This is a genomic window from Enterovirga rhinocerotis (assembly GCF_004363955.1).
GTDB lineage: Bacteria > Pseudomonadota > Alphaproteobacteria > Rhizobiales > Beijerinckiaceae > Enterovirga > Enterovirga rhinocerotis.
The window spans coordinates 804,639-817,292 of record NZ_SNZR01000013.1; the positions used below are offsets into that span (position 1 = coordinate 804,639).

Here is a 12,654-nt window from a genome sequence, read left to right on the forward strand (position 1 = left end):
GGCAGCCCCTCCGGCACGGCGGGGCCGTCGACCGCCGCTTCACGCCGTCCGCGCCTGCCGCATGGCGCGGACGATCTCCCGCAGCTCGCGCATCTCAGCCCGCTTCTCCGCCTCCTCGTCCATCTCGCGGTCGTGAGCCTCCGCCTCGAGGAGCGTCGCGCAGCGCGTCAGGGCCGCCGTCAGCAGCGTGATCGCCTGCACGAGCAGCTCGATGTCGTGCGAGCCCGGGAAGTGGCCGTTGGCCGTCGGCAGGGTTTCGGGCTTCAGCGGCTCGCGGCGGCCGGTTGCGGCCTCCTTCTTATAGGCGAGGTATCCGACGACTATCGCCGTGAAGCCTCCGGCCCCGAAGAGCGAGATCAGTCCCGTCAGGATGTCGCCGGGGTTCATTCATGCGATCCTGCTCGGCTGAGTTGGAGCAGCCTCGGAAGGCGGAGCGGCCGGAAGGCATTGGCCCTGAAGGCATCGGCCATGCTGCGGGCGCACGAGACCAGCTCGAACACGATGAAGATGGGGTAGAAGACGAAGCCGGCCGGCGGGTTCGGTGACGGGTTCTGGAAGAACAGCCAGATCAGGACGAGCCACCAGACGACGCCGAACCACGAGCACATGAAGCGCAGGAGCGGCGTCCTGCACCAATGGCCGTTCACGACCAGCGCCCCGACGCGGACGACGCCGACGCATACCGAGAAGATGCCCCATTGCCGCTCGGTCGCAAGCGCCGCAAGCGCCGCGTAGGTGGGGTTCCCGAAGGTCTGCCACCATGGCGCGATGAGCCAGAGCCCCCAGCCGATCATCATGCTCGCAAAGAGATACTCGACGAGCCGATCGGGATAGGCGGCGCTGGCGCGGGTCGAGTTGGGCATCGGCCTATCCGCCCGCCGGTCCGACGACCTTGCGGCTCGGCACCTCGAGCGCGACCGTCGGCGACGTCGTGACGATCTTCGCGACCTCCGGCGCCTTGGCCAGCTCGTACATCACCGCCTTCGGGTCGGCGTGGACTGCGGACTTCGCGAGGCCAGCAGCGCGACGCTCGTACAGGGCCCAGCCGGAGGCGATCAGGACCATCAGGGCGCCGACGATCTGGTTCATGGTGTCGGCGTCGAGATAGCCGAGCGTGACAAGACTGCCACCGCCGGCGAGGAGGAACTGCCGCACGAGCGACAGGATGATGGTGCTGTTCATGACAGGTCTCCCGGTCGACGAGTGGGTTCAGTTGCCGACGCGCTGGCCGCGGATCGGGACGCCCCGATAGGTCCCGTCGCGCTTCTGCCGCGCTCGGCCGGACGCGTAGGCGACGGTCGGGTTCTGGACGGCCGCGCAGATCCCCGTCGCCACGGTGTCGACGAGATCGAGCGTGACGGCCGTCGAGGGCGCGAAGGTCTTCGCGATCGCAGCGATGGTCTGCGCCGTGGGCTGGTAGCCGCAGGCCTGGACGACACGGGCCTGAGCCTTGGCGACGAGCTCCGCCTGCCCGGCGGCCGATGCGAGCGTCTGAGCGCTGACGAGGAAGCCGGCCACCTGCGATGAGGTGACGTTGCAAGCGGACAGCATGAGCGCGCACAGGAGCGCGCCCGCCGTAAGAGCGGAACGGATCATGGTGGGACCTTTCAGGAGGATGCCCGGATGCCGCCGGGAGCGGATTTCAGGCGGCGAGCGCGGGGTTCAGGAGAGCCGACGTCGCCGCACGGATGGTGTTCCCAGCGCCGGTCGCGCCGACGTAGATCATGCTGCCTGCGGAGGGCACGGCGGCGATGTCCCACTTCCCACGCTGCGCGATTCCGAGCGTGCCCTGGACCTCGGCATGAGACAGGACCGTGCGGGGCGTGACCGGGATGCCGTAGCGCGAGCAGAGTCCGGCCAGCACGCCCGGCAGCATGTCCCACTGCTTCGGCGTCATCGGCGCCTTGCCGGGATCGAAGGGACGCTCGATCGCGCCGGCCATGCAGGCGAGCGAAACCCCGATCGAGCCCGTGTTGAGGTTAAGCGTGTGGGCGGCGTAGCCGGACTTGATCCCGGCGCCGTCGTTCAGGGCGATCGACTTGCCGCGGGCCAGCGTGCCGTCACCTTGGATGATGACGTGGTAGTGCTCGCGATCGAGGTCGGACGCCTTGTGGGCGCCAGCCGTCCAGTGGACGATGACCCGGGCCATCTTCGCCGCGGGCATCCAGGCCGAGGGGACGACACCCACGGCAGGAGCGACCGGCGGCACCACCGGCAGGACGATCCCCGCCAGCGCCGGCTTCCCGGTCTCCAGCGCCTTCAGGATGGCGGTCTGCGACAGGTCCCCGAGGTCGCCGTCGATCCCGTCCTTGTTCGGCCCGCTCCTGCCGATGTCATAGCCGAGCGCCTTCAGGCGCCGCTGGATGTCCAGCACGATCATGGGATGTCTCCGAGGCATGAAAAAGCCCGCGCGAGGCGGGCGGGGATCAGCTATCAGCACGGGTCGGCGTGGACCCGTCGGTTTCGGACGTTAGTTCCGAGGGGCCTCGGCAGCATCGGGACGTGGGACACCCGCCGGCACCCGGTTGATCGGAGTAGCGAGTCCGATCCGAAGTCGTGGCGCTCTCTGTCCTGCCGCCATGAGGCCGGGCATTGGCTTCTACGCGGCCGGCTCAGGATCCGGCTCCGGCTCCGCGGGCGGTGCAGGCGTCGCGGCGGCGAGCGCGGCCTTCAGCTCCTCGACCTCGAGCCTGAGGTCGCCGTTCTCGGATTCGAGCGTCGAGGCACGGGCGGACAGGGCGCCTACCTCTTCGAGGGTGTCGGCATTGATGGTCTCGATCACCGTCTCGAGCGGGAAGCCGAGGGCGCCGGCCTGTTCGGGCGTCATCGGGCCGTTGAGCGAGATCGTCTCGCGGCCGAAGGCGTCGGTCTGCGCGTCGCCGAGGATCACGTGGAAGGCGGGCGGCCCTCCGGAGCCCGGCGGGCGGCCGCGAAACAGGAATTCGTAGACGAAGACGGCCATGGTCGGCTCCTCAGGCGATGGCGGTGACGTTGGTGCCGGCGATCTTCCAGACCGAGCCGTTCCAGGTGACGACGGCGCCGGTGCCGGCTCCCGCCCCCTCCTGCGTGCCGGCGCCGTTGAAGGCTCGGCAGTTGCTGGCCCAGGCCGTGTGGCCGACCTGCATGTTGGCGGCAGGAAGGGTTGCGACGGTGAAGGACGGCAGGCTCGCCGCGGCGATCGATGCCACGGGCGTCATGGTGCATTCGTCGAAGTCGACCCATGTGACGCTGGACGAGACGCCAAGCGTCACGTTCACGACCATGCGGAACTCGCAATAGCCCGCATCGGCCGGGGCCGTGACCTGACCTTCGAGAAGAGCCCAGGCTGTCGTCGAGCCGACACCGATCGTCGAGAAGGCGGTCGTCGAGGCTGTCCCGTCGCTCTTGAACCACTGCGCACGCAGAGAGATCAGGCCCGCATTCGCGAGCGCGGCGTTGGCGCGAACCCAGGCGCTGATGGCGTAGCGTCCGCCCGGGACAACCGGAAACCTCTCCCCAACCGCGTTCAGCGTGCCGGTGGTCTTCGCTCCGAAATTCAGCCGGAGGTAGGAGCCGCCGGACAGGGCGTTGATGGAGGTGACGACCTGCTGCGCCGCCCCGTCGGAGAAGCCGCTGAAGGTCGGCCAGCCGGACAGGCCCTGCTCGAATCCACCGTTCGGCACGAGGTTCGGGCCGTTCGCGAGGCCGTTGAGGCGCTTGAGGTTTGCGCCCGTCAGAAGGCCGTCCGCCGTCTCGGTCGCTGCCCCGCCGAACGGCACCTGGCCGCTGCCCCGGGTCCAGTTGAGAACCCGCCATCCCCCCGTATCGTTGGACGCGACGTGGAGGATGTCTCCCGAGGCGACCGTGATGTTGGCGCCGCCCGGAATGACCAGCGTCGAGGCGTTGTGGTTGACGGTCGCCGCGCCCGAGAAACGGAGGATCTTCTCGCAGTTCGGGCTCGATCCGAACGAGGTGATCGTCGCTGCGCCGGTGATATTGATCCTACGCTTGCGGACCGAGCCGAGATTGGTGGTCGCGGCCGAGGCGAGCGTGCCCTCGCCGACGCGGAAATCGACCGTGCCGTCCGAGCCGTCGATGTCGATGCTCTCGGTCGGCACCACGCCGTCGAGATAGGTGCGGCCGAGGAGCCTCTCGGTGCCGGAGATGGTCCGGTGCTCCCATCCGAACCACTTCCGGGTCCCGCGGCGGAAGAGCCATTCCGTGAAGGAGCCGTTCCCGTCCGCGCGATCGAGCGGGAAGGACTTCGAGGCCTGATCCAGCGTGAGCGACAGGCCGAAGGTGTTCTTGAGCGCGTTGATCAGCGTGATCATGCCCAGGTTCGTCTGGGCGATGACGCTGCCGGGGACCGCGAGGTTGTCGATGACGAACGGGGTGCCGGCGGCGAATGCCGTGTTGTTGGAGAAGGCGCTGTCGATGGTGAAGCTCGCGCCCGTCGTGCCGTTCGGCGTCCAGGTCGTGATGATGCGCGTCGGACCGTCGATGCCAGCGCGCGAGCCCGGTCCGATGGCCATGCCCGGCGTCACAGGGAAGGCGGACATATCCCCCTGGATCGTGCCAGCGGTCGAGTTGGCGGCGAGCGTCAGCGTCGCGCCTGCCGGAGCGTAGTAACCCATGATGCTGCCCCTCAGAGTCTCGGAAGAATGTCGGCCCGTCCGGCTTCGACGATGACCCGCTCGACCTCGGCCTTGCGCACCGGCCTCTCGACCAGCCCGGTGAGCCTCGCCTTCAAGGTCTCGTGCTTGGCGGCCGCGAACCAGTAGGCGTCCGCCGTCTCGACGATCGCCTGTGCGACCTCCTCGGCAGAGCGACCGGCCGCAGCGGCCATTGCGGCAATCCCCGACGACTGACGTCCTTCGAGCGCCGCCGCCGCCTCAGGACGCTGCGCGACGGCAGCGAGGGCGGCAGCAGTGGCCGGCACGCCTTCCGAGGTCAGGACAGCGAGCGCCTTGGCCGCGACTGCCGCTCCCTGCGGGCCGACGAGGTGAGAAGCAACCGCCCGCTTGATCCGCCTCTGCCGGCGGACGGTGGTGGCTTCCGTGACCTCGAGCTCGAACCTGCGCTCGGTGTGCGAGGGGTGCGTGACGCGGACGACATGGGGACCGGCGACGGAGAAGGTCAGCGAGATCGGCCCCTCCTGCTCCGCCGGGATTGTCGTCAGCCCATCCGCGCCGTGCACCTCCACGATCGAGCCCGCCGGCACGGCCTGCAGCACGACCTCGTCGTTCTCGTCGGCCTGGACCGAGGTTCTGTCGGCGGTCACGGCGATCTGCTGCTTGGGCACCGGGACGCCATCAGGGGCATGCCAGTACTCCGGCCCGAGCGGCGGGACGTCCACGACGCGATTGTTGGGATCGAGCCTTTGCCGCAGGCGGTCGAGCGTTTCCTCCGGCGCGGGGTATGGGACAGCGTCGTACGACGCGACGAACGAGCCGCGCTCGTCGACGATCCACAGCATGCTAAATCTCCAGGGCAGTCCAGCGGACCCGAAGCCTCAGGTTTATGTTTCCTGAGGTCTTGCTGCACAGGTAGGTGATGGCCTTAATGTCCGTACTGTTCCACGTATAGCGCCAGCCGGCTCGCACAACTATTCGGGCGCCCTGCGTTTCGTAACGGTATTCAATGTGAAATGCGGAGCATAGCTTCTTCCCGAAAGCCTCGCCGCCATATTCTGTTCTGGCCAATTGAGCCGGGGTGTGGTCCACTCCCTGCCAGGAGTGCCAAATCTCAGGACTCCCGTCCTCCCGCTCAGGGATGGCAGTGGCGATGACGTGCGTCGGCGTGACACCTAGCCCGTGCGGGACGGTCTTCTCCCCAAGAACGAGGTAATAATAGACGCTGGTTCCGATAGCATAACCAGCAACATCGGCCCCTCCGCAGAAGAACTCTCCGGTCCCGAGCACGCGGCCGGGATAGCCCCGGCTGTCGAAGACGATCTGATTGAAGCTCGGGTTGGCGTCGTTCGCGCCTGGCGCGAGCTGCCGGATGATGAATTCTGAGCCCTTGCGGCCGGCGAAGAACGGGACGTCAGCCACCGGGCATCCCCATCAGCAGAGCGATCCAGTAGATGGGCTTCCCCTCGGCCGGGTAGGATCCGTCCCAGGCCTGGACCGCCTGGACCGTGAAGCCGGTCAGGTCGGGGTCTGCCCTGACCGGCGCGGATTCCGTGCTCTGTCCTCTCACGCCGCAGATAACCATCGGCGGCACGGCCAGGGGGATGGTGTTGCTGAAATTGACGCGCGGCGTGCCGCTCAGAGACGCGATGGTCCCGCTGTCGATCTTCATCAGCTGCTTCGCGGTGCTGAAGATCAGGTTGGCCTCGGACGTCGTGGCGGCGTCGAAGCCGTATTTGGCAATACGCAGCCCGTTGCTCGCGACGTAGAACTCCCTCGCCACTACTGCACCACGAAGTACTGGATTTGATCTCCCGGAGCGCCTGTCGAGGCGTAGCGGGTTGGGCGCAACACCCGGAATTGCGTCGCCTCTACGTGAGCAACGTAGAGCGTGCCGCCGACGTTATAGACCCCTCCAATGCCATCGAACGTCGTCGTGATCTCGGTGTAGCCCCGGATCACATAATTGCTCCGTCGCAAGGCCAGCTCGATGTTCGGAGGCGAAGAATAGCTCTGAAGGAACGGTATCCAGGCGCCTATGCTCGATACCGTGCCGATCTCCGCGATCCGGCCGATGCTCTGCCATGACGCAGCGAAGGCCATCTTCGTCCGGTCGTTCACGTCGTCGAGCAGGGCGTCGAAGCCCGGCCGCGCGATGCGGGCGTCAAGGCCGACGCTCGTTGGCCCGAAATACAGCTCCCGTCCCATGTCCTACCTCCAGAACGACAGGGAGCCGTTGTTGAGGTCGAGCACGACGCGGCGATTGACGCCGTCCGAGGCGAGGGCCGCCGAGACGACCTGGCCGGCATCCACGATGACCTGAGATGTTCCGTTGCTCATGGCGAGCACCGTAAAGCCGGCCCGGGCGTTGCTGGCCTTCACGCTCAGGGCCCATGCGGCCGTAGCCCCCGATGGAGCCGAGACAGCGACGAAGGCGAGCTTACCGCTCGCGGTCATGTCGTTCGCCTTCGCCTCGATCTCGGTGACCGTGCCAGCGACCGCGGTCACGGCGTTCTGCGCGGCCTCCGCCTTCGTGTCGGCGGCATTCGCCTTGGTCTGTGCCGCCACGGCCTTGCCGTCGGCGGTGGAGGCGGCCGTCGCGGCGTTGCTGGCCGCGGTCTGTGCGGCGACCGCTTTCCCATCGGCCGTCGACGCTGCTGAGGCCGCATTGGAAGCAGCCGTCTGGGCTGCCACAGCTTTTCCGTCGGCCGTGCTTGCCGCGGACGCCGCATTGCTCGCTGCCGTTTGAGCCGCGACCGCCTTGCCATCCGCCGTCGAGGCAGCCGAGGCGGCGTTCGACGCGGCAGTGGCCGCATTCACGGCCTTCCCGTCTGCCGTAGCGGCCGCGGAAGCGGCATTGTTCGCCGCCGTGATCGCCGCCGCTGCGTTGCCGGCAGCCCCGGCCGCAGCAATTTCGACGGAGCTGACCCGAGAAGAGAGCGACGGGTTCTGCGGCGTCCCGTTGCCGTTAAGGGTCAGTTCGAGGTTCCCCACGCGGGAAACAAGGCCTGAGGCGGGACCGTCCGGTCCTGCCGCCTTGCCGACGACCTCGGCAAGAGTCGTGAGCCGCGCGCTGATCGATGTCGGCCCTGTTCCGGAGACGGCCGTCTGCAGGTCCGACAGCTGGCGGACGAGGCCTGTATTTGGATCGGTCGTGACCTCTTCGAGCGTGGTAATGCGCCCCGTGATCGAACCGGAGCCGGTCCCCGTGCCGATCGTGCCCTCGATCGTGGACAGACGGCTGACGACGGACGAGGGGTTCTGCGCGTTCGTGGTGACGTTCTCGAGGACGCCGATGCGCCCGGCCGCCGCGCCTGCCGCTGTTTCGAGGGCTCGCTGCGCCGACGCCGTCGCGACAAAGCCGTTCGACATCACCTGCTCGAAGGACGAGAAGCGCGCAGCCGCGTCCCCCTGGACCGCAAGAATGGTTCGCCCGCTCTCCGCGATGACCTCGCCCATCTCCCCGATCCGGGCACCGAGGGTCAGGGTCGCGGTACCGAGCCGCTCGTTGACCCCACCTTCGAGCTCCGCCACCCGCGCGAGCAGAGCGTCGAGCGTCAGGTCCCTCGCATCGCCGTCGAACTTCACCGCCGCCGTCGACGCGGACGCGACGATCGAGCCGAGCGCGTTGAGCTGCAAGACGGCGTTCGAGACCTGGCCCGTGAGGGTGTTGACCGAACTCGCCAGCGACGTGATGGTCCCCTCCGGCCCGGTCAGCGTCGTGCTGAGGGTCGTGACCCGGCCGTCCACCTCGTCGAGCTGCGCCGTCGTCGCCCGGAGCGCGATCTCGCCGGCAACAGCGTCGAGGGAAACGGACAGCGAATTGAGCGTGTCGAGGATGCCGTTCAGGTCCCCATCGACGATCGTGGAGGCGAGCAGGGAGACCCGGGCATTGAGCGCGTCGAGGTCGATGGCGACGCTATTGATCCGGCTGTCGAGGATGGCCTCGCCAGCGATCCTGTAGGCGCCCTCCGACTGGACGACACCAATCTGCACCATCATCCCCTCGAAGGAGTTGAGGCGGTTCTGGGCGTCGGCGAACGCGGCCTGGATGAGGTCGAGGTCGTCTCGGAGCGAGCGCGCAACGAGCTTCGAGCGCGTGCGGTCCGCCGGGTTGGAGGACAGGGCGAGCTTGAGGTCCTCGATGTTCCCGAAGGCCGAATTTGCCCGCGACTGCGCGCTGTTCGCGACGTTGAGGGCTTCACCGATCGAGCCCGGCCCGGTGCCTTCGAGCAGCCCCCGGAAATAGGCGTCGATCTGGTTCAGGGTGACGTTGACGATGTCGACGGATCCGCCGTCGACGCGCGGCGGGACCGTGGAGAAGGTCGTATAGGTCCAGTCCCCGGGAACGCCGGTCCGGCCTATCGCGCGGCCGCGGACGCGCACCGGCAGAGGCGATTGCCGGATGACCACCGATCCCGACGCGCTGGCAAGGGCAGTCTGCACCTCGGTCCAATCGGTCGCGGGCATATCGACTTCGTCGATCGCGTACTGGACGTCGAAGGCGACCGCGCCGAACGGCTGCGGGACGCTCCAGACCATCTGGATGTCGGTCTCCGTGCGCTCGCACCAGGCTCGGATCGAGGGCAGGTTCGGGCGAAGGGGCTCGACAGGCCCCTCGGGATCGATCGGTCCGGGAACGACGGTCTCCTCCCCGAGGATCTGCCAGACCTTCGGGTTGTCGATGACCATCTCGATTTCGATGTGGTCCTCGCTGACGGGCCGCGTCGAGCGGGCGATGTAGGTCTCCTGAAGCTCGACGAGCGGGCCGATCGTCAGCGTGTTCGGCTCCTGCAGCTCGCCCGTCAGGACGTCCGCGAGGAGAACGCCGGTCGCGGCCTGGATGTTGCTGACGTCCGTCGCGTTGAGCGTGAGGCGCGTGCCGCCGTCATAGACCGCGCGCAGGATGCCCCACTCGTTTCCCTCCTTGCCGCGCAGCGAGACATAGGTGTTGCCGGCGGCGATCGGCGGCGGGGCCTCGACCTCGAAGGTCGTGCCGGACACGAGCCGGCCCGGTAGCGCGGCCTTCGCGTCCACGAACCAGAGATCGGACAGGATGTGCGTGGCGGGGTAGATGAGCCTTCCCTGCCACTCCGTCGTGATCGTGCGCTCGGCGCCGCGGAACTTGTCGATGGCCGACAGCCAGTTCGCGAGCATCACCGCATGCGCGCCGGAGGTGACGCCGGGGAACTTGTAGCGCTTGGGCGTGCGGGTCTGAGAGAACTTGGTCTGCCGGGCCTCGTCGGGGCGCTTCTCGTCGCCGTCCCGGAGGTATTCGACGATGACGTCGCCCTTCGAGGAATCGGACTTCGTGAAGATGAAGCGCTGGGCGGTCGTGTCGGCGAGGATCTGCTGCCGGGTGATGACCTGCCGGCCGCCGGCCTCCTCGGCGCTCTCGTCGCGCATGAAGCTGTAGATCTGGCCCAGGCGCTGATGCTGGGCGCGCAGCGGGCCGAGGACGGTGTTCAAGGCGACGCCGAACGTCGTCACCTCGTCGAGGAAGCCGTTGAACTCGTCGAAGCCGGCGAGGTCCGCCCGGTTCGCATAGGCGAGGCACTTCTCGCCATCGACCCCGTCCGGCCGGTTGAGGCCGTAGGGCGAGCGGATCAGGTCCGCGAAGGCCCAGACGGCCTTCCGCGTCGGCTGCTCCACCCACGTCGAGCCATTGAAGACGGGCACGATCCGCTCCGCCTCGACGCGGACCTCGCCCAAGGAGGAGATGCCCTTGATGCCGGAGACGCGGATGACGACCTCGGTCGTCCCCTCGCGCACGCGGACGTCCGGCAAGAGTGCGGAAAGCTCGTCCCAGTAGACGGTGTTCGACGCCTCGATGCCGATCATACTCGGGTCGGGCCAGGGATTGCACGAGCGGACCTGCCACTCCGCCATCTCCGGCAGGGTCTTCTCGCGTCCGAAGTGGCCGCCCTCGGGCAGGCACTGGTAGCCGATGTTTTCTGCGTCCGTGATGATGGGGCCAGTGGGGTTGCCCGTGACCGGATCGAGGCGCTGAAATTGGAAGGAGATGCCGAAATTGTTCGGCTTCGCCTCCCCCTTGTCGCCGCGGACCATGACGGTGCCGAAGCTCCAGGCGAGATAGAGCTTGTCGGCCTTCACCCCGTGCGGGGTTGCCCGATACCAGGGTGTCCAGTCCGGGTTCCCGTATGAGCGCGGCAGTTCCTGCCCGATGACGCTCTCGCTCGTCGCGATATCGCCGGGCACGATCTTCGAGGCCTGCTCGTAGAGGACCTCGACCTCGGACGGGATGCCGAAGAGCGACGAGACGTTGAACGGCGACTGGACGCCGCCCGCCTTCGTCCAGAAGGTGCTCTCGCCGACCTTGACCGCGAGGACGTCCCACTTCCCAAGCCCGACCAGCAGGCGCTTCACGAGAACGGTTTGCTTGTTCCCGATGTATCGAATGAAGTCTCGCTGGGAGAGCGGAGGCGTCGACCAGCATCGCCCGTAGCCGAGCGGGCGGCGCGCGCCGCGCTTCGCCACGTTGCCGGACGGCGCGATGTCGTAGAACGAGTTGTCCGTCTTCTTCGCGGCGTTCGACTTCGCCGCTGCGGCCTGCAGCAGGGCCGCGCCGATGACCATGCCCGTCTGCACCGCGAACCCGATAAGGCCGCCACCGACCGCCGCCGCGGCCCAAGGCGCGAGGAGAAGCAGGGCCGCAGAGGCGATCATCAGCGCAACCGACAGGCCGCTGCTGCCGCCCAGAGCCGGCCGCACGAACACGACATGGTCGTCCGGACCGACGAGCGTCGTCGCGTAATCCGCCCGCATCCTCGCGGCCTGGTCGAGATCGGCCCGCGTGAGGGCGGCGAGGTTCACCTTCTTCCGGAAGACGAGCGCGACCGTGGCCCGGTCCTTCGGGGCATGCTGCTTGACGATGGTCGACAGCCGCCGACGGCGCCGGGGCAGCGCCTTCGCCTCACCGAGAGGCTTGTGCAGGTTGTCGACTTCGAGGACGAGGGTCATGCGTCGGGCCGATAGAAGCGCGGGCGCCAGAGGCGGACGTGTCGAAGGGAGGCGAGGTCGTCGCAGACCACGCCGTGCCAGGTGTCGGTGTGCAGGACGCCCCGGCGATCGGCGAGAAAGGTGCCGACATGATCGTGAGGCCCGCCGGCGAAGCGGCTCATCATGACGACGTCGCCGTCCTGCGGGGTCGGATGCTCGTGCCAGCCGAGGACCTCGACGCCCTGCTGAAGCGCAGCAGCCCGGTCCTCGGGCAGGGGCTCGTTCCCGCCCGGCAGGATGCGGCCGAAGAGGTCGCGCTGGACGTCCACGACAAGCTGCCAGCAATTGGCCCGCTGCGCGTCATAGGGCCGGCCGAGGAGGCCCTCGACATAGGCCGAGCGGTCAAGGGCGATCCTCGAGCGCCAGAACGAGATCGTCCCGGCATCAAGATCGAGCTCGACTCGGCCGCTCCCGCTTCGGATCGTGACCATAGCGTCCTCCGATGGTGACTGGCGGGAGAACGACTGCGCTCAGCCGCGGCGGCATTCGCGCCCGGCGTCGCGCACCGATCCAGGGCCGCGCGCCGAAAGCAGCGACTGCACCTTGGCCTCGAGGAGCGACAACCGAACCCCCGGAGATGCTGACGCGTCCGCGCTCGCGGCTATGCGAGCCTCGATGGTCGAGATGCGCCCCTCCAGCGCCGCCACCGCATCGCGGATGCCCGAGGTGTCTCCATCGGCCGAGACCTCGGCGAGGAGGGACACCTTGGCCTCCATGTCCTGGATGCTGGCGAAAGCGGCCTCGAGATCGGCACTGATCTGCCGCTCGGCTTCGCCCGCTGCCGCCAGTATCCCGACGCCCTTTTTCCAGAACGCGGATTCGTCGACGCGTACCTCGAAGATGGCTTTCATCTCCCCGCGATTCCGAGATGCCTCCAGAGCATCCAGCCGCTTCTCGATGCGGTCGAGCCTTTGATCGATCAGGGCGAAGACCGAAGGCCCTTCCGCTTGGCCGGATTTGCCCGGCCAAAGGTCGCCTAAGGGCGTGATGCGCCCTCCGTCAGGCGTATCGCTGCTCATGGCGC

The 12,654-nt window shown here is 67.9% G+C and carries 14 protein-coding genes; all 14 read right to left on the reverse strand.

All coding sequences use genetic code 11. The annotated features are described in order from the left end of the window. Positions 1 to 39: 39 nt before the first annotated feature. Positions 40 to 387, reverse strand: a complete 348-nt coding sequence (locus EV668_RS15485) for a hypothetical protein (protein ID WP_133771536.1) — start codon at positions 385 to 387, stop codon at positions 40 to 42. Next, complete coding sequence (locus EV668_RS15490; protein WP_133771538.1) at positions 384 to 863, reverse strand: hypothetical protein; 480 nt, start codon at positions 861 to 863, stop codon at positions 384 to 386. Before EV668_RS15490 ends, EV668_RS15485 begins: the two co-directional genes overlap by 4 nt. 4 nt (positions 864 to 867) lie before the next feature. Then, a complete protein-coding gene (locus EV668_RS15495; RefSeq protein WP_133771540.1) occupies positions 868 to 1,182 on the reverse strand; it encodes a Pam3-gp28 family putative phage holin in 315 nt (104 codons plus the stop codon). 27 nt (positions 1,183 to 1,209) lie between these two features. Next, the gene (locus EV668_RS15500) at positions 1,210 to 1,596 is read right to left on the reverse strand and encodes a hypothetical protein (RefSeq protein ID WP_133771542.1); all 387 of its coding nucleotides are present in this window, start codon (positions 1,594 to 1,596) and stop codon (positions 1,210 to 1,212) included. 46 nt (positions 1,597 to 1,642) lie between these two features. Continuing rightward, positions 1,643 to 2,380 (reverse strand): peptidoglycan recognition protein family protein, encoded by a 738-nt coding sequence (locus EV668_RS15505; RefSeq protein ID WP_133771543.1) that lies wholly within the window; start codon positions 2,378 to 2,380, stop codon positions 1,643 to 1,645. A 219-nt stretch (positions 2,381 to 2,599) separates the two neighbouring features. After that, positions 2,600 to 2,962, reverse strand: a complete 363-nt coding sequence (locus tag EV668_RS15510) for a hypothetical protein (protein WP_133771545.1) — start codon at positions 2,960 to 2,962, stop codon at positions 2,600 to 2,602. 10 nt (positions 2,963 to 2,972) lie between these two features. Continuing rightward, entirely contained in the window at positions 2,973 to 4,613 is a 1,641-nt protein-coding gene (locus EV668_RS15515) for a carbohydrate binding domain-containing protein (RefSeq protein WP_133771547.1), read from the reverse strand. Between the two features lie 11 nt (positions 4,614 to 4,624). After that, positions 4,625 to 5,455, reverse strand: coding sequence for a hypothetical protein (locus tag EV668_RS15520; protein WP_133771549.1), 831 nt, complete (start codon positions 5,453 to 5,455; stop codon positions 4,625 to 4,627). A gap of 1 nt (position 5,456) precedes the next feature. Next, positions 5,457 to 6,032: a hypothetical protein gene (locus EV668_RS15525; protein ID WP_133771551.1), complete on the reverse strand. Its 576-nt coding sequence runs from the start codon at positions 6,030 to 6,032 to the stop codon at positions 5,457 to 5,459. Then, positions 6,025 to 6,393, reverse strand: a complete 369-nt coding sequence (locus EV668_RS15530) for a hypothetical protein (protein ID WP_133771553.1) — start codon at positions 6,391 to 6,393, stop codon at positions 6,025 to 6,027. The genes EV668_RS15525 and EV668_RS15530 overlap by 8 nt, the downstream gene beginning before the upstream one ends. After that, complete coding sequence (locus EV668_RS15535; protein WP_133771555.1) at positions 6,393 to 6,818, reverse strand: hypothetical protein; 426 nt, start codon at positions 6,816 to 6,818, stop codon at positions 6,393 to 6,395. Before EV668_RS15535 ends, EV668_RS15530 begins: the two co-directional genes overlap by 1 nt. A gap of 3 nt (positions 6,819 to 6,821) precedes the next feature. Continuing rightward, entirely contained in the window at positions 6,822 to 11,591 is a 4,770-nt protein-coding gene (locus tag EV668_RS15540) for a host specificity factor TipJ family phage tail protein (protein WP_133771557.1), read from the reverse strand. After that, a complete protein-coding gene (locus EV668_RS15545; protein WP_133771559.1) occupies positions 11,588 to 12,061 on the reverse strand; it encodes a glycoside hydrolase in 474 nt (157 codons plus the stop codon). Before EV668_RS15545 ends, EV668_RS15540 begins: the two co-directional genes overlap by 4 nt. Before the next feature lie 39 nt (positions 12,062 to 12,100). Next, entirely contained in the window at positions 12,101 to 12,649 is a 549-nt protein-coding gene (locus tag EV668_RS15550) for a hypothetical protein (protein ID WP_133771561.1), read from the reverse strand. Positions 12,650 to 12,654: the final 5 nt, after the last annotated feature.

Coding starts and splice junctions, on each gene's coding strand:
- EV668_RS15485 (WP_133771536.1), bottom strand. CDS start 387: ATGAACCCCGGCGACATCCTGACGGGACTGATCTCGCTCTTCGGGGCC.
- EV668_RS15490 (WP_133771538.1), bottom strand. CDS start 863: ATGCCCAACTCGACCCGCGCCAGCGCCGCCTATCCCGATCGGCTCGTC.
- EV668_RS15495 (WP_133771540.1), bottom strand. CDS start 1,182: ATGAACAGCACCATCATCCTGTCGCTCGTGCGGCAGTTCCTCCTCGCC.
- EV668_RS15500 (WP_133771542.1), bottom strand. CDS start 1,596: ATGATCCGTTCCGCTCTTACGGCGGGCGCGCTCCTGTGCGCGCTCATG.
- EV668_RS15505 (WP_133771543.1), bottom strand. CDS start 2,380: ATGATCGTGCTGGACATCCAGCGGCGCCTGAAGGCGCTCGGCTATGAC.
- EV668_RS15510 (WP_133771545.1), bottom strand. CDS start 2,962: ATGGCCGTCTTCGTCTACGAATTCCTGTTTCGCGGCCGCCCGCCGGGC.
- EV668_RS15515 (WP_133771547.1), bottom strand. CDS start 4,613: ATGGGTTACTACGCTCCGGCAGGCGCGACGCTGACGCTCGCCGCCAAC.
- EV668_RS15520 (WP_133771549.1), bottom strand. CDS start 5,455: ATGCTGTGGATCGTCGACGAGCGCGGCTCGTTCGTCGCGTCGTACGAC.
- EV668_RS15535 (WP_133771555.1), bottom strand. CDS start 6,818: ATGGGACGGGAGCTGTATTTCGGGCCAACGAGCGTCGGCCTTGACGCC.
- EV668_RS15540 (WP_133771557.1), bottom strand. CDS start 11,591: ATGACCCTCGTCCTCGAAGTCGACAACCTGCACAAGCCTCTCGGTGAG.
- EV668_RS15545 (WP_133771559.1), bottom strand. CDS start 12,061: ATGGTCACGATCCGAAGCGGGAGCGGCCGAGTCGAGCTCGATCTTGAT.
- EV668_RS15550 (WP_133771561.1), bottom strand. CDS start 12,649: ATGAGCAGCGATACGCCTGACGGAGGGCGCATCACGCCCTTAGGCGAC.